At 64.9% G+C, this 18349-nt stretch carries 16 protein-coding genes and 2 pseudogenes; 12 read left to right on the forward strand and 6 right to left on the reverse strand.

What is annotated here, in order from left to right:
- Positions 1-29: 29 nt before the first annotated feature.
- On the reverse strand, positions 30-1577 hold the full coding sequence (locus CA951_RS29165; protein WP_087560159.1) for an AMP-binding protein: 1548 nt from the start codon (positions 1575-1577) through the stop codon (positions 30-32).
- A 273-nt stretch (positions 1578-1850) separates the two neighbouring features.
- Here CA951_RS29165 and CA951_RS29170 point away from each other — a divergent pair, with 273 nt between their 5' ends.
- From CA951_RS29170 to CA951_RS29195, 6 genes are all read left to right on the forward strand, one after another.
- The gene (locus tag CA951_RS29170; protein WP_256974135.1) at positions 1851-2600 is read left to right on the forward strand and encodes an enoyl-CoA hydratase/isomerase family protein; all 750 of its coding nucleotides are present in this window, start codon (positions 1851-1853) and stop codon (positions 2598-2600) included.
- Positions 2597-4234 (forward strand): class I adenylate-forming enzyme family protein, encoded by a 1638-nt coding sequence (locus CA951_RS29175; protein WP_179220341.1) that lies wholly within the window; start codon positions 2597-2599, stop codon positions 4232-4234. Before CA951_RS29170 ends, CA951_RS29175 begins: the two co-directional genes overlap by 4 nt.
- A gap of 6 nt (positions 4235-4240) precedes the next feature.
- Complete coding sequence (locus CA951_RS29180; RefSeq protein WP_087560161.1) at positions 4241-5386, forward strand: hypothetical protein; 1146 nt, start codon at positions 4241-4243, stop codon at positions 5384-5386.
- Positions 5379-6425: a phosphotransferase family protein gene (locus CA951_RS29185; RefSeq protein WP_256974136.1), complete on the forward strand. Its 1047-nt coding sequence runs from the start codon at positions 5379-5381 to the stop codon at positions 6423-6425. Before CA951_RS29180 ends, CA951_RS29185 begins: the two co-directional genes overlap by 8 nt.
- A 3-nt stretch (positions 6426-6428) precedes the next feature.
- Complete coding sequence (locus tag CA951_RS29190) at positions 6429-6893, forward strand: hypothetical protein (protein WP_087560163.1); 465 nt, start codon at positions 6429-6431, stop codon at positions 6891-6893.
- Between the two features lie 78 nt (positions 6894-6971).
- Positions 6972-8681, forward strand: a complete 1710-nt coding sequence (locus CA951_RS29195) for a long-chain fatty acid--CoA ligase (RefSeq protein ID WP_087560164.1) — start codon at positions 6972-6974, stop codon at positions 8679-8681.
- 176 nt (positions 8682-8857) lie between these two features.
- Here the strand turns inward: CA951_RS29195 and CA951_RS29200 are convergent, their stop codons facing one another.
- The 3 genes from CA951_RS29200 to CA951_RS29210 are packed head-to-tail and all read right to left on the reverse strand — an operon-like array spanning position 8858 to position 11420.
- The gene (locus CA951_RS29200; protein WP_087560165.1) at positions 8858-9247 is read right to left on the reverse strand and encodes a nuclear transport factor 2 family protein; all 390 of its coding nucleotides are present in this window, start codon (positions 9245-9247) and stop codon (positions 8858-8860) included.
- Positions 9244-10680, reverse strand: coding sequence for an FAD-dependent oxidoreductase (locus CA951_RS29205; protein WP_087560166.1), 1437 nt, complete (start codon positions 10678-10680; stop codon positions 9244-9246). Before CA951_RS29205 ends, CA951_RS29200 begins: the two co-directional genes overlap by 4 nt.
- Positions 10677-11420: a histidine phosphatase family protein gene (locus tag CA951_RS29210; protein ID WP_306300863.1), complete on the reverse strand. Its 744-nt coding sequence runs from the start codon at positions 11418-11420 to the stop codon at positions 10677-10679. The genes CA951_RS29205 and CA951_RS29210 overlap by 4 nt, the downstream gene beginning before the upstream one ends.
- Positions 11421-11524: 104 nt before the next feature.
- Between CA951_RS29210 and CA951_RS29215 the strand changes: the two genes are divergently transcribed.
- Both CA951_RS29215 and CA951_RS29225 read left to right on the forward strand, forming a co-directional pair.
- Entirely contained in the window at positions 11525-13267 is a 1743-nt protein-coding gene (locus CA951_RS29215; RefSeq protein WP_087560168.1) for a PEP-utilizing enzyme, read from the forward strand.
- Between the two features lie 446 nt (positions 13268-13713).
- On the forward strand, positions 13714-14166 hold the full coding sequence (locus CA951_RS29225; protein ID WP_087560170.1) for a nuclear transport factor 2 family protein: 453 nt from the start codon (positions 13714-13716) through the stop codon (positions 14164-14166).
- A 43-nt stretch (positions 14167-14209) separates the two neighbouring features.
- Here the strand turns inward: CA951_RS29225 and CA951_RS29230 are convergent, their stop codons facing one another.
- Positions 14210-14485, reverse strand: a complete 276-nt coding sequence (locus CA951_RS29230) for a hypothetical protein (protein ID WP_087560171.1) — start codon at positions 14483-14485, stop codon at positions 14210-14212.
- On the opposite strand from CA951_RS29230, the gene CA951_RS43555 reads away from it, so the two are divergent.
- The 3 genes and pseudogenes from CA951_RS43555 to CA951_RS29240 all read left to right on the forward strand — a co-directional run bounded on the left by CA951_RS43555 (position 14484) and on the right by CA951_RS29240 (position 16684).
- Entirely contained in the window at positions 14484-14645 is a 162-nt protein-coding gene (locus CA951_RS43555) for a hypothetical protein (RefSeq protein WP_179220342.1), read from the forward strand. The genes CA951_RS29230 and CA951_RS43555 overlap by 2 nt on opposite strands.
- 418 nt (positions 14646-15063) lie before the next feature.
- A complete protein-coding gene (locus CA951_RS29235; RefSeq protein ID WP_087560172.1) occupies positions 15064-15993 on the forward strand; it encodes an NADP-dependent oxidoreductase in 930 nt (309 codons plus the stop codon).
- A 297-nt stretch (positions 15994-16290) separates the two neighbouring features.
- A pseudogene (locus CA951_RS29240) lies at positions 16291-16684 on the forward strand (DUF4395 domain-containing protein).
- Here the strand turns inward: CA951_RS29240 and CA951_RS29245 are convergent.
- Positions 16671-17909: an RNA-guided endonuclease TnpB family protein gene (locus CA951_RS29245; RefSeq protein ID WP_087560173.1), complete on the reverse strand. Its 1239-nt coding sequence runs from the start codon at positions 17907-17909 to the stop codon at positions 16671-16673. The pseudogene CA951_RS29240 and the gene CA951_RS29245 sit on opposite strands and share 14 nt — an antisense overlap.
- A 49-nt stretch (positions 17910-17958) precedes the next feature.
- Here CA951_RS29245 and tnpA point away from each other — a divergent pair.
- Positions 17959-18331, forward strand: a pseudogene (gene tnpA / locus CA951_RS45220) (IS200/IS605 family transposase).
- The last annotated feature ends 18 nt before the right edge of the window (positions 18332-18349 follow it).

Below are 18349 nucleotides of genomic sequence, written 5' to 3' on the forward strand. Positions count from 1 at the left end.
CGGTGTTCGTGGTCAGTCCGTCCGAATCGTCAGGGCTGCACGGGCGCCGCTTCGTCGTCCCGGCTCCAGTAGGGTGCGCGCAACGCCCTCTTGTTGATCTTTCCTACCGCGCTGCGATGAAGCGTCTCGACGAACTCGACGGACCGGGGGCACTTGTAGTGGGAAAGCCGGTCCCGGCAGTAGGCGAGGACTTCGCTCTCCGTCAGGCCCGGATCGTTCCGCACGACCAGCGCCAGTAGCTGCTCCCCCATCTGCTCGTCCGGGATTCCGATGCAGGCCACCTCGGCGATCCCGGGTTGGGCCGCCAGCACCTGCTCGGACTCTGCGGGGTAGATGTTCACTCCTCCCGAGACCACCATGTCCGAGAAGCGGTCCGTGATGTAGACGTACCCGTCAGCATCCTGGTATCCGATCTCACCCAATGTGAACAGTCCGGGCTCGAGGTGCGCGTCCGCGTTGGAGGCGTTGTGGTAGACGACGCCGCGGCCGGTGGCGTCGCGGAAGTACAGGCGGCCGGTGACTTCGGGCGGTACCGGCTCTCCGTCCGCGTCGACGACCACCACTTCGAAGGGCGGGACGGGCCTGCCGACGGAGCCGCGGTGCTCCAACCACTCCTCGGCGCTGATGCGGCACACCGTGCCGACCTCGCTGGCGCCGTAGCTTTCCCACACGACCGGTCCCCACCAGTCGATGATTGCGGCCTTGACGTCCGTCGGGCACTTCGCCCCGACCTGCTGCACGAAACGCAGCGACCCGAGGTCGTACTTCGACCGCACCTCGTCCGGCAGCGCGAGAATCCGCTGAAAGTGTGTCGGAACCATGATCGACGAGCCGACCCGATCCCTTTCGATCGCCTCGAGCACAGCTTCCGGATCGAACTTGGGCAGCACCGTGACCGGCACACCGGCCAGGAACAGCCGGGTCCCCACCAAAGGGCCGCTGTGATACAGAGGCCCGACCACGAGGTGCCTCCCCTGTTTGACCAGGGAGTTTTCACCGAGCCGCACCAGGTGTTCGGCGATATCGGCGCCACCGGCGAAGGCAGTAGGCGGCAGTTCGGTGCCCTTGGGCCGTCCGGTCGTGCCCGAGGTGTACACCAGCGACGGCAGAGGCGCGAGGTCGGTTCTCGGCTCCACGTCGGACGCGGCGCTCAGCCACTCGTCCCATCGATGAATTGCGGGATCCACCGTCTCCGGAACGTCGCCCCAGACGATGATCGTCGCGATGCCCGCCGCCTCTGCCGCGGCACGGCCGCGCTCCAGCGTGTTGGCGTCGACGAATGCCACGGATGCGCAGGAGTCCTCGAAAATGTAGGCCGCTTCTTCGGCTGTCAGGTGGAAGTTGACCGGGACGGCCGAGGCACCGGCAAGGGTGATGCCACCGTATGCAAGGACGGCTTCGGTGGAGTTGCCGGCGAAAACGGCGACCCGTCGAAGCGTACCGAGGTCGAGCGTGTTCAGTCCGTTTGCGATCCGCCGCAGAACCGTACCGGTCTGGTCCCAGGTCATCTCGGTGTCGCCGCAGCGCAGAGCAGGCTGCGCTCCACCGTCCTCTGCGTTTCGCGAAGCAAACGTCATCAGCGCACACTCCTTCTGTCGATCATTGGGAACGGCGCCACGCCGGGGACGAACACCGGCGCGGAGCCCGCAACTTACTCTAATAAACAACTATCGAGGAAGCAACGTAGTACGCTACGATCGAGACGCACCGAGCCTGAGTGCACGACGTCATCGACGCCACGACTCGCGCACATTTCGGCGCGCGAGGTCACCGATGACCGAATTTTCTCGTCGAGTCGAAAGGCTGAAATGGCGGACTACAAAACCGTGAGACTGTCGAAGGACGGTCACGTGGGCGAACTGCAACTGTGCCGTCCCGATGTGCTCAACCGCTTCGACAGCGACCTCCTGGGCGAACTGGGTGGGGCGCTGAGCGAGCTCGGGAGGGATCGCGACGTCCGCGCGGTGGTACTCACCTCGACGGGGCGGCACTTCTCCGCCGGAGGGGACACCGAGGCCATGCTCGCGGCCAACAGCGATCTCCAGGTTCTCATGGAGCAGGTCGACGACGGCCGCCAGTTGTTCCGGACTTTCGCCGACTTCCCGAAACCACTTGTAGTCGCCCTGCACGGGCACGTGTTCGGCGTGGCCACCAGTTTGATCCTGACCGCCGACGCGATCGTGTCCACTCCATCGGTCCAGTTGTCCGATCCGCACGTCCAACTCGGGCTCGTGCCCGGAGACGGCGGCTGCGTGACCTGGCCGGCCAACTTGCCGATGGTCCGCGCGAAGCGGCACCTACTCTGGGGTGAACCGCTCCTCGCCGAGGACGCATACCGGCTGGGCATGGTGACCGAACTGGTCGACTCCGCGGACGAAGTGGTGCCGCTGGCGCGGTCGCTCGCCGCGAAGGTCGCCGAACTTCCCCCGGCCGCAGTCCAGCTCACGAAACGAGCACTGAACAAGAGCATGCACGCTCGCATCGACGAGGTCTTCGATACCGCCTTCTACCTCGAAGCCATCAGCGCTTCCACCGACGATCTTCGCGAAGCAGTATACGCGTTCAAGGAAAAGAGGCCAGGATCATGGCAGGGACGATGACGAACACCCACCGCGGCGAGCGCGGCACACTCGAGCAGGTGTGGGGCAACGACGTTCGTCCGGCCGACTATGCGGGCCATCCCGGGCTGCTCTACGAGCCTCACCCCCATTCGTTCGAGGAACTCCTCCTCGGTACCGAGCGGTGGAGCACTCGCACGTATCTGGTCCAGGGTGACCGTCGCATCACCTTCCGCCAGTTCTCCTCCGCGATTGCGCCTGCCTGCAAGCACTTTGCCGATCTCGGCGTTCGCGAAGGCGACCGGGTCATGCTCCTCGCCTACAACAGCCCCGACTGGGTTCTCGCGCTGTGGTCGCTGTGGATGATCGGCGCCGTGCCGGTGCTCGGCAACAGGTGGTGGAGTCCGCACGAGATCGACAACGCGGTGGACGTAGCGGCACCGCGATGCATCGTCACCGATATGCCCCAGCTGCCGGACTCGGTGACCGTACCGACGACACCGGTCGGAGACCTGCGTCGGTTCTTCGAGGCAGCCGACTCGGAACTGTCGCCCCGCCGAGAGGACATCACAGCGCCTCGGGGAGACGAGGACGCGCCGGCACTCATCCTGTTCACCTCCGGCAGTTCGGGCATGCCCAAAGCTGTTGAGTTGTCGCTTCGTTCCGTCATCGCCAACCAGCACAACCTCCTGCTCCGCTCGCGCCGGCTCCCCCAGCAGGTCCCCGACGACGCACCGCAGGCCTCGACCCTCGTCTGCACTCCGTTGTTCCACATCGGTGGAATCTCCAACCTCGTCACCCAACTGATCAACGGCGGCAAAATCGTTCTCAACGCGGGTCGCTTCGACCCGCATCAGGTGCTCACGTTGATCGAGCAGGAGAAGGTGCAGAGCTGGGGCGGTGTGCCCACCATGGCGAGCCGGGTACTCGAGCATCCCGACTTCGACTCGTTCGACCTGTCGAGCTTGCGGTCGTGGCCCCTGGGCGGCGCTCCGGTGACCCCCGGACTTCTCGAGCGAATGCAGCGGAAGCTGCCCCAGCTTCGGGAGCGGGGACTGGGCAACACCTGGGGGATGACCGAATCCGGCGGATTCCTGACCGTTGCAGGCAACCGCGACCTCGAGCGGTATCCCGGCACCGTGGGCCGCCCCTATCCGGTTGTGGAACTGGAGATCCTCGAACCGGACGAGCGAGGAGTCGGCGAAATCCTGGTTCGCTCCCCAACGGTGATGCTCGGCTACATCGGTATCGACGACGGAACCGTCGACGCCGAAGGCTGGCTCCACACAGGAGATCTCGGGCACACCAACGACGAGGGCTACCTGTTCCTCGACGGCCGGAGCAAGGACATCGTCATCCGCGGTGGCGAGAACATCGCGTGCGCCCACGTCGAGGCCGCGCTGGCCAATCATCCCGACGTCATCGAGGTCGCGGCGATCGGTCTTCCCCATCCCGACCTCGGGGAGGAACTGGCAGCCGTTGTCGTCTACCGACCCGGCAGCACTCCTCCCACGTCCGAAACCCTGCGCGAATTCCTGACCGGCACGCTGTCGTACTTCGCGATTCCGACTCGGTGGCAGTTCCAGGACACCCCACTTCCCACCCTGGCCGGCGAGAAGACCGACAAGAAGACTCTCGTCGCCCAGTTCCCGACCGACAATGACGAGCGAGGCTGAATCACCGTGGTCCGTCTGACACCGCCCGACGAGTACTTCACCCATCAGGTCTCGTACCCCCACGCGATGGTGGGATCGAGTGATCCCAGCTGGCGTGAGCGGTACTGGATCAGCATCCAGGACGTCGAGAACAAGGACACCGTTCTCAGCATCGGGCTCGGGCAGTACCCGAATCAGGATGTACAAGAGGCGTTCGTCGCCCTGTCCTGCAACGGCAAACAGCACAACCTGAGACTTTCCCGGGCGCTGGCGCCGGAGAGCCACGTCATGAAGGTCGGCCCGCTGACCATCGAGGTGATCAAGCCCCTCGAGGAACTGCGTCTGGTACTCGAACCGAACCCGTCCGGGATCGAGTTCGACATCACATGGTCCGGACGAATGGAGCCCACACTCGAGGGTCGCCATTTCCAGGTCAGTCGCTCCAAGGTCACCTACGACGCCGTCCGGTACGTCCAGGTCGGCCGTGCGGCAGGCAGCCTGACCGCGCCCGACTATGCGGCCACCCTGACGCCCGAGACGTGGTGGGGCGAGCGCGACCATTCGTGGGGAACCCGGCCGCTGCCGCGCGCGCAGGGTGCGCCTCCCGGGGAACGCCCCGAGTGGAAGATGCTGATGTTCTGCCCACTTCAGCTACCCGACTTCGGTCTCCACTTCTACTACTACGAGGCGGAACCCGGTCGGCCGGTGCACCTCTCGGCGGCGTTCTCGCGACCGATCGGCGCACCGGAGGGAGATCAGGACGAGCTGATCGTCGGGGTCGACCACGATCTGCGCTGGGTGGAGGGAGCCCCGGCCGCCACTCTGGCCGGGGGTCGCATCACCCTCACACTGGACAGCGGCAAGAAGCTCGAATTCGAACTGACCGCCCACCCCGGCCGCGCGCATCTGCGCGGCGGCGGATACGAGGGCTGGAACGGCTGGTACCAGGGACATTGGAAAGGCGAGAACAGCCTCGAACACGAGGTGTGGGATCTCGACGACAAGGACAACTTCTACCGGTACGCGAAGGCAGGCAGTGACCACCTCGTGGAGGTGCGGCACAACGGCCAGGTCGGGTACGGCGTGATGGAATACATGGTGCTGCCCGGTTACGCGCGGTACCCGGAAGCCATCCCCCCGAAGCCCGCGAAGGCGAAGGCAAGCGATGAGTAGCGCCGTGTCCACCGAGGAACTGACGATGCCGGAGTTGACCGACGCGTTGCGCGTCTTTCTGAGCCGGCACCTTGCCCCCGGTGCCGACCCCGAGATCGTGGCGCTCTATCGCGCCGGGACCGGAAGTTCCCGGGAGAACTGGCCATTCGATGCCACGTGGACCGAGTCCGGGGAACGATCGACTCATCGACTCCTGATGCGCCGGGACCCGACGAGCGCGGTGGTGGACACTGCCAGAAGCGCCGAGTTTCATCTCCTCGCGGCGCTGGAAGCGACCGCGATTCCCGCGCCGCGGGTGCACTGGCTCGACGACGAGGGCGCGGACCTCGCCCGGCCGACGATGATCGGTGACCGCTACGACGGCAAGGCGCATCGCGGCGTCCTCCGCGACAAGAATCCTCTGCACCTGACCGCTGGGCAGCAGCTGACGCTGGCTCAGGACATGTGCGACGTTCTGGGGCGGCTGCATTCGCTCGACATCGACGAACTCGGATTGCGGCAGATTTTGCCGGTTCCGGCGAGTTCGCCGGCCGAACACGAACTGGAACGGTGGATCGGCGAGCTCAGCAGCAACGAACTCGAACCACAACCGGGCCTGCGCCTGTGCGCCGAATGGCTTCGGGACCATCTTCCGGCCGCTCCGGACCGCCTCGTGCTCGTCCACGGCGACTTTCGTCCGGCAAACGTGCTGGTCGACCAAGGCGAATTCGGTGTCCTCCTCGACTGGGAACTCGCCCGCCTCGGCGACCCCCTCGACGACCTCGGGTGGTACACGACCCCGCTGTATCGCGGCGAACACTTCATTCCCGGCCAGTGGACCCAGGAGGAATTCCTGGCGCGGTATACCGCCCGAACCGGTATCGACGTATCACCGGCAGCGCTGACCTTCTGGCAGATCCTGTCCACGTTCCGTCTGGCGATCATCGCGCTCAACGGTGTCCGCAACTTCTGCGAGCTGGGATCGGACAGGCCGGCGGCGCCCGTCGATGCGCTGATCGCAAAGGTCGTCGACCAGGTACTCGCGGCGGAGAAAGGCTGAATCATGCGCCCCGCACCACAAGAGATCATCTCGGGAATCTCGAGGATCCTGAAGGAAACCATCGAACCTCAGCTCACCGACGAGCACGCCCTCAGCAGGCTCCGCGAAATCAGGTCTGTTCTCGCACAAGTCGATTGGAACGACACCACGACGAAACTCGGCGTCGAGACGGAGTCGGTAGCTGCCGTACTGGAGAATTGGCGCGGATGGGCCGAAGCCGACGACGCTCGGGCGGCAGAGTTCGCCGCCCAGCGCGCTCGACTCGACGAGCTCACCGACGAGTCTCGTCGATCTCCTCGCTACGAAACCTTCGCCGCCCTCGATGCTCGGCATGCGCGGTACGGACAGCTGGTCGTCGACGTCTCGAGTGCCACCTCCCGGTGGGCCCGGGGCGGGGACGGCCGCGCCGAGTCGGCGGAGCCGATCCTGCACAGCCTCCGGCAGCACTACTCCAGTCGACGCGGCTGACCTCCGCCGCTCGACGAGCTGCGCGAGCGAGGCAACCCGAGAAACCAGACGCAACTGTGGAGCATCAGGAGAAATGCCGTGACACATGACCATATTGCGGTGCAGGAGACCTCCACCCTCACGGAGGCCTTTCTTCACACCGTGGAGACCTGCGGTGAGCACCTCGCACTGACGTGCGGAGCCAGCGGGCGGGACCTCACGTGGGCGGAATACGGACAGGAGGCCGCTGCGCTAGCGGACGGCTTCTCGTCATCGGGCATACGCGCCGGCGATCACGTCGTCCTCATGTTGACCAATCGGGCGGAGTTCTATCTGGTCGATACCGCCCTGATGCTCATCGGCGCCATACCGGTGTCGGTGTACAACTCGCCGTCGATCGACCGGCTGAGCTACATCTGGGGGCATTGCGCTCCGGTCGCTGTTGTCGTCGAGGACGACCTTCAGCTCGGTCGGGCACGCGCCGCCGAAGCAAGCAGTAACCACCGTCCCCTGTTGATCGCGGTCGAAGCCGTGTCTGCGGACGACGACGTCGTCATGCTCGCAAGCCTCCCGGTGCAATCGCCGACGACTGTGGCGGAATTGTCGAGCCGACGCAGGCCGGACGAGATTGCCACGATGTTGTATACGTCCGGCACGACGGGGAACCCGAAGGGTGTACCACTCACCCACCGCAATATTCTGTTTGCCGCTCGGACGCTCACGAGCCGGATGGGCATCAGCCTTCGCGGCCGCCGCCAGCTGTCGTACCTTCCGATGGCGCACATCGGTGAACGATTGGCGACCCACTACGTGCACCTGCTTCAGGGCAGCACGGTGACCTGCTGCGCAAACCTCGAATTGTTCCCGGAGCTTCTGGCCCGGACCAATCCACACATGCTGTTCGGGGCGCCGCGCGTGTGGGAGAAGCTCTACGCCCGCATGCAGGATTTGTCGGCGGCGGATTCCACCGTCGGTCCGACCGCCGCGGCTCCCGGCCCCGGCGACGCTCTCCAGCGCCACCTGGACACGCTGGGACTCGGGCAGATCGACATCGCGATCGTGGGCTCGGCCCCCCTTCCCCGACACATCCAGGAATTCTGGCTTGCTGCAGGCATACCCCTGGCCGACTGCTATGGTCAGAGCGAGACCTGCGGAGTAGGGACCTGGGACCCCAATCGACTCATACTCGGGACGTGCGGAAAGCCTTTCGACGGAGTCGAGGTCACCATCTCCGATCTCGGCGAGATCCTCATACGAAGTGAAGCCGTGTTCGCCGGTTACTACCGTGACGAGGCCCGAACGCGGACCGTCCTCGACAACGACGGCTGGTTCCACACGAACGACCTCGGCTCGATGGACGCCGAACACAATCTGATCATCCGAGGCCGGATGGACGACCTGCTGGTGCCCACATCCGGGCACAACGTCAGTCCTGCACCGATCGAAGCGCGGCTGCTGCAAATTCCACTGGTGAGCCACGCCGTGCTGTGTGGCAGCGGCAGGCCGTACATCGCGGCGCTGCTGGTGCTCGACCCTGACGCCGTCATGAAGTGCGCGGCCGACCTCGGAGTCGCCGAACGGTCGCCGGCGGAGCTCACTTCCGACCCGGCGGTTCGCTCGATCGTCAGCCGTCACCTCGACGACATCAACGCCGGGCTGCCGGGAGCGGAGAAGATCAAGTCGTTCGCGCTCGTGTCCGCGGAGAGCGAGTGGGACCCCGACTCCCCGTTGGTCACCGCCACGGGAAAGATTCGGCGGAACAACATCTTGCAGCGATACGCCGAGACCATCGAAGCGATGTACGTCTGACTCGACGCTCCACATTTCTCCCCTACGGTGTTTCCGCCGTAGGGGAGAAATGTTGCGCCGACCCGGCCAATGGTTGAAACCGGGCCCCACCCCGAGGGTGGGTATCGTGGAGGATCGCCCCACGCGTCTGATGGTTGCCCGGAGATCGGAAATCCCCGTGCGATATGACCGTTCGTTCAGTGGGAAGAAGCCAGCGATTCCCTGCGGGCTCGCCACGTCGCCATGTCGCAGTAATCGCGGACTGCCGCGATGAGACCCCTACCGTCCAGTTCGACGACTCCGACACACTCGATGGCGACCTCGCGTCCGGAGAACCAGAACCGGTCCACGCGCTCGAGCCAGATACGGTCGCCGTCGAACGCGGAAGTCACGATGTCCCACTGCACCCGGTCGGAGGCTTCCAGAATTTTCGCGAAGGTGCCTGCGATGGCCTCCCGCCCGCGCGCCGGCTCCTGAGGGACTGCGAAGTGGTAGACGCCGTCCGGTGTGAAGCAGGCCGCGACGGCGGCGGCGTCACGGGCGTGCACTGCGGCGAGGAACGACTCCACGGCGGCCGGCATTGTCATGATGCGGCTCCGGACTTGGCCTTGTGAGCGGCTTCTTCGCCGGCGATCCGGCCGAAGCCACACGCGTTCGCCAAGGAATTGCCGCTGCCCATGTAGGTTTCGCCGAGAATTCCACCGGTGCACTCGCCGGCGGCGTAGAGCCCGTCGATGGCCGCGCCGTCTTGCCGCAGCACTCGCGCCTTCTGGTCGATACGGAGCCCGCAGGAGGTCACGTTGACGGTCGCCGGCCGAACTTCGACTGCGTAGAAAGGTGGCGTGCTCAGCGGCAGGAGGAACTTGCCCGCCTTCCCGAAGTCGGTGTCTTCACCCTCGATCGCGAGAGCGTTGTATCGCGCTACCTCACCTTCGAGGGTTTCGGCCGGCACGCCGATCGCTTCTGCGAGAGCGGGCAGATCGGAAGCGGCCTTGGCCTTGCCTGTGGCGACGTTCTCGTCGACGAGGTCTGCCGTGTAGTTCTTTGGCCGGAAAGGCGGATGGTTCGGCCACACCTGCTTGTAGCAGTCCCGGTATCGGTCGGCCTGGTCTGCCGGCGGGCGCAGAGCAGCGTCGTCGAAGACGACGAACGCACGATTACCGCGTGCCCGCACCAAGGTGTCGAGGATTCCGTACGGGGCAGTCTCGTCGCAGAATCGGCGACCGGACGCGTCCAGCAGCACGGTCCATCCCGGGAGAAATGCTTCGTTGAGTTTGGCGAAGTGCGGGTCGAGGGTGCGCAGGCCGCGGTCGAAACCGGTGAGCTGGGCTCCGAGTTGTTCGGCGAAGCCGATCGCATCGCCTCGCGACCCGTCCGCGCCGATGTACCACGTCCAGTCCGTCGTCCACGAGGAGGGGAAGTACTTCTGCAGCAGATCAGGATTTGCGCCGAAGCCCCCGGTGGCGATGACGACGGCGTCGGCTGTAATCGTCTCGCCTTCGGCGATCACTCCCGTCACTCGGTCGCCGTCGGTGAGCAGTTGATCGACACGGTGGCCCAGTGCCACATCGACGCCCGCGCGCTGACATGCCGACCACAGGGCGTTGACGAGGGCCTGTCCGCCTCCGTCGACACAGTGCGATCGCGGTTTGCGTTCGTCCCCGCCGAAGATCAGGCGATCGAAGAAGGTCACCCCGCGTTCGCTCAACCAGTCGATCGTCTCGCCGCTCCGCGCGGTCAGTCGCTTGACCGGGCCGGCCGCGACGTCCCAGTGGTTGAGCGACATGTACTCCTTGAACAGATCCGACGGATCGTCCTCGACGCCTGCCTTGCGCTGGAGTTCACTGCCGCTACCCATGACGACGCCGCCGGCGAGTCGTGAGGAGCCGCCCACGACGCCCGTGGCCTCGCTGATCAACACCCGCTCGCAACCCTGCTCGACGGCTGACAGCGCCGCGGCCAGGCCTGCTGCGCCGGCGCCGATGACGACGACGTCGAAATCCGAATCGGACACTCTCATGCTCCTTGCGTTCGAACTGCACGTATACCGAGGTCGAAACCCCGCAGGTGCGGGGTTTCGTTCAAACTGACGAGGGTGCGACGCGTGCGACCGGCTCGGATCCGAGCGAAACCGGTATACCCGGGCTCATGGATCGTCAGCCGGCTCGCACCGACCAGTCCACCGATGAAGGCATTGGCGACGCCACCGTGAGAGACGACGAGGACTCGTTCGCCCGGGTGAGCGTCGATGATGCGGTCGAACTCCGCCGTGACGCGCTTCCTGAAGGACGGGACATCCGTGCCCCACGCACTCAGATCGTCCCGGAGAAATGCCTCGTATCGAGGGTCGTTGTTGACGCGAAGATCTTCGAAGTGCAGATACTCGACGGCGTCCCGATCGAATTCGGCGAGATCGGCCCTGGTGACGGGAGTCAGACCCACCGCTTTTCCGATGATGTCCGCAGTGTCGACCGCGCGAATGAGGGGCGAGGTGTAGAGCGCAGCGAAATCCTCGGCAGCGAGGTAGTCGGCGGCTCGGGCCGCCTGTTCGCGTCCTCGATCGCTGAGCCCCGGGTTCGCTCGTGCCGGCCCGGCGGCCGCTCGGTCCGGTTCAGCGTGTCGGACGAGTACCAGCTCCACCGAATCATTCCTCTCGACGTCACAGCGAGCCGGCGGTGAACGCCGCTCGAGACACATACTCTCTATCACTCGATGTTCTACCCATAGAGTAAACGAGAGGGTCCGCAGATGTCCATCCATACTTGCGTTCTCGATATTCTATTGTAAGACTATCTCGTGTGACGTGATGCACATCGCGTCGGCGCACCTATCGGATGCCGCTTCCTTAGAGCAACAGGAGCATCATGAGCACCCTCGACGAACCGTGGTTGGCAGACACCCCTCCGAGCAAACGGTTCCCCATCTACACCAGGTCCAACATCTCGGAAGTCTTTCCCGACGTGGTCACTCCCCTGGCCGCGACCGGCGAGGTGTGGCGTGGCGCCGAACACGGGTGGCGAAACGGCCTGATCCGCTTCGGGGCGTTCGAGAAGGACGAGTTCGACAGCGAGCACGATGAGATGATCGGAATCTTCGGCGGCTACGGCTACCTGAACGTGTCGGTATCACGGGTCATGGGCGTCCGGATGCCGGGAAGTAATCCGGACCTCGTCGATCAGTCGTATTTCGGCAGTCAGCCCGGGGTTCCGCCCTACGACCCGCGGCCCGAAGACGTGAACCCGGAGCTGACCGCGCGGATGGGCGAGATCATCAACTGGGCGATGACTGCGGACAGCCTTCCCGAACTCGAGGAGTACCGCACGCGCGCCGCCGACCTCCGCCGCGAACGGCCGGATCTCGGCGCACTGAGCAACGAAGAGCTCGCGAAGCGCGCCCTCGGCATCCAGGAGTCGCTCTTCATCCCCTGGGTCAGTGACCACTTCTTCCTCATCTACGCCGCCTCCATCCCCGTCGGCGGACTTTCCGCCCTGACCGCCCAGCTCGGCGTACCGGAACTGCTGACCCCGCTGATCAGCGGCTTCGGCGAGGTGGACTCGGCAGCCCCGTCGCTGGCCATGTGGGACCTCGGACGAGTCGCACAGTCGTCCCCGAGCCTGTCGACGCTGTTCGGCGAGGGCATCAAGGGTCTGGACGCACGACTACGCCAGTCCTCCGACCCCGACGCGATCGCCTTCGTCAAGCAATTCGACGACTTCTTGTACGAGTACGGATCCCGTGGGGTCAACGAGTGGGAAATGAACACCCCCACATGGCAGACACATCCGGATATCGCGCTCGGCGCGATCGACCGGATGCGTCTGGCCGACGAAAGCAAGGCACCGCGGGCGAATCTGGCACGAATGGCGCAGGACCGGGCCGAGGCCGTGGCCACCGTACGCAGCAAGCTCGCCGGCGACGACGCAGCGACCGCGCAGTTCGAGGCGCTGCTGCACGCCGCCGAAGTGTTCCTTCCCGCACGCGAGCGGAGCAAAACCTCCCTGGTCCGCATGATCGGCGAGGTGAAAGTACCCTTCCGCGAGCTCGGACTCAGGCTCGCCGACGCCGGGCACATCGACCGTCCCGAGGACTTTGCGCTGGTCACCCGGCAGGAGTTCGACGACTTCGTTGCGAATCCGGCCGCATACACCCAGACCATCCGAGATCGTCGAGCACGAATGGAGGAAATGGCCGCACTCGTGCCACCCTTCATCGTGGTCGATGAGCCGCCCGCACCGAGTACGTGGGAACGACGGGACGCTCAGGCAGCGAATACCGCCACCGAGGGCGTCGTGCTGCAGGGCGTCGCCGCCTGCGCCGGCGTTGCGACAGGTCCGGCTCGGGTCATCCACGATCCCAGCCAGGCCGACGAACTCGAACCCGGCGAAATCCTCGTCGCCCCCGGCACCGACCCCTCCTGGACACCGCTGTTCGTTTCGTCGGCAGCAGTGGTCGTCGATGTCGGTGCGCCGATGAGCCACGCCGCAATCGTCAGCCGCGAACTGGGAATTCCGTGCATCGTGTCCTGCACCGACGCCACCCGAAGAATCACCAACGGCACCATCATCACCGTCGACGGTGCGGCCGGGACCGTGACTGTCGGGCAGTAGCAGCCTGCCCGTCGAAGGTCCGTGCGGCGCTCCGGTAGCACCGCACGGACCCTCTTCGACCAAATTTCAATAGACGCCGAGACACAGTGCCGCGCCCAGACGGGCCCAGTCGCGATTGGCGCAACCGTCGGAGCAGTACACTCCCGCGACCGGCCTGGAGCTGAACAACTCGCGGCCGCAGAAGCGGCAGAACAACTCCCGAAGGGCGCGTCTCGCCTTCATCGCCCGTCGAACTTCCGCGATCACGAGAGGCACCCTGACACCGATGTGAAACACACACTCACTCCTCGGTTTTTGCAAGCAATCGATTCCAACTCCATCGATTCTCCAGTTCCCGACAATCGAGTTCAAGAGTACCCCGGTTAACATCGACTGTCGCAATCGAGTCGAACGCCCGATGATCTGGTCCGCCGGCGCCCGGTGTACTCCGACGAGAGGAATCCCCTGTGGCCGAACAGATGACGATGCTCGAACGCCTCACCGCTATCGAGGACATCAAACAACTGAAGGCTCGCTACTTCCGTTTGCTGGATCAACACGAATGGGATGACTTCGCAGCGCTGTTCAGCAGCACGCTCGTTGTCGAGATCGCCGAATCGACCAGCGGGCCGAAGGATCGAGACACGTTCGTCCAGTCGGTACGATCACATCTCGACAATGCGGTGACGGTGCACCAGGGCCACACCCCGGAGATCACGATCATCGATGCCGACCACGCTTCCGGGATCTGGGCGATGTTCGATCTGGTCGAACCCCCAGCCGACAGCGAGTTCCCTCTGCTGACGGGGTACGGCCACTACCTGGAGGACTACGTTCGGGAAGACGGGGAATGGCGGATCTCCCGCCTCGAGCTGACACGCATCAAGCGCTCCACGAGCTTCGCACGCGCCAGGCACTGATTCAGAGGGCTGATGGCGAGGCTCATGTCGCGCTCCACTCTCGCTATCGCTCGACCACCGACACCGAATTGTCGGCGATGTTTACGACGTAGGCGGTGTGGCTGGTCGGATCCACGGCCACCCCAGCCGGTGCCCGACCCATCTCGATGGAACTGATGCCACCGTCGGCGGCGATCATCGACAACAGGTCGCCGCGGCTGCTGGTGATGTTGGCGGTGCCGTGGACGGGTCGACCGTCACATCGAGGAGCGGCCCCTCCCGGGAACCTGCAATGCGATCCGGAAGACAACGTTCCCGCTTTCCAGGAGAATTCAGTCATGGCCGACCCACTGATCGAAGAGCTCACCGAACGCATCGGACAGGCCGTCGCCCGCGCCGCCAAGAACGGTGATCCCTTGTTCGGCACCGTTGAACTCACCATCGGCGAACTCACCGAATTGCTGGAACACATCAGACGACTGTCGCCCACATCGGAATAGGTCCCACCACGGTCTCGCCCACAGATTCTGTGTGCGCCAAACTGTTGTCGATCCGCTAGCGGCTCAGCAGTCTGGCATCCGTGTACTGGTCTGATATCGGCGAGCTGATTGCGGAACGGCCCGGCCGATGCCCTCATTGTGGTCATCCCGCTACCTCTGCCGGAGGGTCGCGGTGGGTGGAGCGCTTTCTGCGCCTCCCGCCGTTACCAGCCCGGTGCGCCGAAATCATGATGATGGATCCGTACATCTGGCTCATCGGGTTCTGCCAGTGCCGGGACCACTTCCACGGCTCCTGAACGGCGACAACTCGGTTCTGTAGTCGCCTGTCGATTTCACTCCACCGAGCAAGTGTTCGGATCCGTGAGAGTAAATCTCGCGCAGCAGGAATAGCAGCTACCGGATGAAGGTTGCGCCACATATGACCAAATCTGTTGTTGCGCAATCGTACGGAACACCCGAGGCCCTGGCCGTGGTCGATGTGGAGGTTCCGCCACCCGGATCGGGAGAGGTGCTCGTCGACGTCAAGGCGATCGGCGTCAATCCCTTCGACTACAAGCTCTATAGCGGCGCCTTCGGGAACGATCCCGACAAGCTGCCGGTCAAGCTCGGCGGTGAGGCCGCCGGCGTGGTCGCGGCCGTCGGCGCAGGAGTCACCGAGATCGCGGTGGGCGACGAGGTGATCGTCAGCCCCGGCAGCGGTCTCTACGCCGAGAAATTGGTCGTGCCCGTCTCCGCACTTACCCCCAAGCCGGCCGGCCTCGGCTGGGAGCAGGCCGCCGGACTGCTGCTCGTGGGCGGCACCGCGGTCGACGCCCTGGACACCATCCGCGTCGGTTCCGGTGACACCGTCCTGATCCACGGCGCCTCCGGTGGTGTCGGCGCCCTCGCCGTGCAACTCGCCGTCGCCCGCGGCGCGACAGTCGTCGGCACCGCGGGAGCGGCGAATCAGGACTACGTCCGGAACCTCGGAGCAACTCCCGTCCTCTACGGCGACGGCCTCGAGAAGCGGGTGCGGGAGGTCGCACCCCAGGGCATCGACGCGGCCCTCGACACCGCCGGAACCGACGAGGCCGTCGACGTGTCGTTGGCCCTGGTCAAGGACAAGACCCGGATCGTGACCATCGCCGCGTTCGGTCGGGCACAGGACGACGGCTTCGCGTCGGTCGGCGGCGGCGACCCGGCAAGCGCCGAAGCCCGGCTGAAGGCGCGCGCCGAACTGGTCGAGCAAGCCGGCGCCGGACATCTGACGATCACCATCGCCAAGACGTTCCCCCTGACCGAGGCCGCGCAGGCCCACACCGAACTCGCGCAATCCCACCCCGCGGGGAAGTTCATCCTGATCCCCTAAAGACGCGGGACCGTGCCCCTGTGCGACAACTCGAATTGGCCATCAACAGCGCAGGGGTGCGGCGCGTAGAATTTGGCGGGTGCAGACCTGCCGCGAGCTGCTGCTCACCCGTCGCCGCACAGTCGACCTGTGTCGCGTCGGCGGTTGCTGTTGCCTTTGGCGTCGCTGACCGCGGTCCTACGTCATTTTTCGATTCGCCCTGCGACCACGTGCTGACTTTCCGCCCCTTCGGTGATCGACTCGCTCGCGTTCCATCGCATTCCCTCGGCCATCCGACACATTCGTGGAGCACAGTCAATGTCCACCACAACCGCCGCCGCCGAACAGGTCGACGTCCGCGGTCCCCGATTCGCCGCCTGGATCACCACGGCGGTTCTCGTTGCCGTCCTGCTCACAGCATCCGGCCGTAGGGGCCGCGCCGCGGTCCGACGGCGGCGCTGACGGCGAACAGCTGGTCGGCTTCATATTCTCAGCGGTGGGCCTCCTCGGATTCGCGTTGAGCGCGCCCGTCGTCGGTGCCGTCTTCACCGGCTTCGCGCTGTTCGCGGCGTTCCTCAACGCTGCCTTCGGCATCTGCCTCGGCTGCCAGATCTATCCGCTCGTCGCCCGATTCCGACCGTCCGGATCCGCCGACCACCCGACCCCCGACGGGAAAACCCCGGCAAGTTCTCAATCAACTACCCGGTCCTGAAGGACGCGGGTTTGCTGCTCACGTTCTCACTGGCTGTGAGAGGGGTGGCTGCTTTAGGCACGGTTGATTGGGCGGCCCGGTAATTGTCGTGTCCGAGTGCGGCAATGTTGGCGGCGGCGTTATGGTCGGCGTGGCCGGCCCATCCGCAGCCGCGGCACCGGAAAAGTGCTTGACTGCGCCTGTTCGCGGTGTCGCAGTACCCGCAAAGGTGGCACGTCTTACTGGTATTGCGAGGATTGACCACCTGCACCGGCACCCCTGCCGCGTGCGCCTTATAGGTGATCTGGTCGCGCAGCTGCGCGTATGCCCAGGAATGCAATTGCTGCCGTTGTCTGCGTGCGAGCCGTACCCGGTCCCGGATTCCCGACAGGTCTTCTACCGCGATCCCTTGACCGGCGCGTTGTGCCTGGGCAACAATCGTTTTCGAGAGTTGGTGATTGATATCGGTGGCGTACCGAGTCTCCTTCCTCCGCCGTTTCTTCAGTTTCCGTTTCGCGGACTTGGTCCCCACCTTCTGCAGCGCGGACCGCATGGCTGCGTTCTTTTTCCGGCGGGCGGTGACCGCACCACCGGACCACCGCACGTCGAGCTCGGCCGGGTCGTCTGCGGTGGTCACCGCCAGGTTCACGATCCCCAAGTCCACACCCAGCCACCCGGTGGGGTCGTCGGCGGGCACCAGCTGTGGCGGTGCGTCGGTGTCGACGGTTGCATGCAGGTAGAAACATCCGTCGCGGAAAATCAGATCCGACTCGCCTTTGCGGTCGGCGAGCATTCTCAGCTGCCACGGCGCGCACACGAATCCGACGTCGCGCATCCGGCCCGCGCTCGTCCAGATCGACACCGTCGATCGATCGATCTGCCACGACAAGCACCGATCGTCGAACGGTTGGCCCGCGTCCTGACGGAACACGATCGCCTTACCCGCAACCTTCGCATACCGTCTCGATCCCGGCGTGCCGTAATTGCCGTTACGCAGGTTCGCTGTCCGGGTCGCGTACGCATCCGCGACCTTCTTGATCACCCGGATCGCCGGCTGCGCCGACAACCCACACGCTTTGAGCTGGGCATAGACCTGCTTNTGCAGCGCGAACGGNCGCCGATCAGCGGCGGTGTGCGCGAGCTGCGCAACCANGTTCGCCCCCGCATTGCACAACTCCAGTGTCGATGTCAGCGCCACATACTGCTCCGGGGTCGGAGCCAGCTTCACGACAACGATCCGCTTCACACCCCNCGCCTTTCCCTGCGGATACNCTTTGGTCTATGTCACCGAGATGATGGCAGAGGTGTGTGACAAGTTCGGCGCAACGTTGACCGAGTTCACCGGAGAAACCGACCACGTCCACCTATCGATCCACCACCCACCCACCGTGCAACTCTCCACCCTGGTCAATAGCCTCGAGGGCGCCTCCGCCCGATACCTGCGCCAAGAGTTCCCCGACCACACCCAGAAATACCTGTTGGGGCAATCACTTCTGGTCACCGTCCTACTTCGCCGCCTCCGCCAGCGGAGCCCCACTCGCCACCGTCGCCGAGTACATCACCAACCAAAAACGACCCAAACCCACGCAAGAAAGCGACCCCGCTACGCGCCATCCCGCGGTAAAGAATCAGCTTCCTCCCAGCCCGACTGGGCCAGACTTCCTCTGATTAATCCGATGAACTCCC

The organism is Rhodococcus sp. NCIMB 12038, assembly GCF_002165735.1.
GTDB lineage: Bacteria > Actinomycetota > Actinomycetes > Mycobacteriales > Mycobacteriaceae > Rhodococcus_F.

Excerpts from the sequence above, each read along its gene's own strand:
- CA951_RS29190 (WP_087560163.1), top strand. The coding sequence starts at position 6,429 with ATGCGCCCCGCACCACAAGAGATCATCTCGGGAATCTCGAGGATCCTG.
- CA951_RS29230 (WP_087560171.1), bottom strand. The coding sequence starts at position 14,485 with ATGACTGAATTCTCCTGGAAAGCGGGAACGTTGTCTTCCGGATCGCAT.
- CA951_RS29185 (WP_256974136.1), top strand. The coding sequence starts at position 5,379 with ATGAGTAGCGCCGTGTCCACCGAGGAACTGACGATGCCGGAGTTGACC.
- CA951_RS29215 (WP_087560168.1), top strand. The coding sequence starts at position 11,525 with ATGAGCACCCTCGACGAACCGTGGTTGGCAGACACCCCTCCGAGCAAA.
- CA951_RS29210 (WP_306300863.1), bottom strand. The coding sequence starts at position 11,420 with ATGGATGGACATCTGCGGACCCTCTCGTTTACTCTATGGGTAGAACAT.
- CA951_RS43555 (WP_179220342.1), top strand. The coding sequence starts at position 14,484 with ATGGCCGACCCACTGATCGAAGAGCTCACCGAACGCATCGGACAGGCC.
- CA951_RS29165 (WP_087560159.1), bottom strand. The coding sequence starts at position 1,577 with ATGACGTTTGCTTCGCGAAACGCAGAGGACGGTGGAGCGCAGCCTGCT.
- CA951_RS29175 (WP_179220341.1), top strand. The coding sequence starts at position 2,597 with ATGACGAACACCCACCGCGGCGAGCGCGGCACACTCGAGCAGGTGTGG.
- CA951_RS29235 (WP_087560172.1), top strand. The coding sequence starts at position 15,064 with ATGACCAAATCTGTTGTTGCGCAATCGTACGGAACACCCGAGGCCCTG.
- CA951_RS29200 (WP_087560165.1), bottom strand. The coding sequence starts at position 9,247 with ATGACAATGCCGGCCGCCGTGGAGTCGTTCCTCGCCGCAGTGCACGCC.
- CA951_RS29205 (WP_087560166.1), bottom strand. The coding sequence starts at position 10,680 with ATGAGAGTGTCCGATTCGGATTTCGACGTCGTCGTCATCGGCGCCGGC.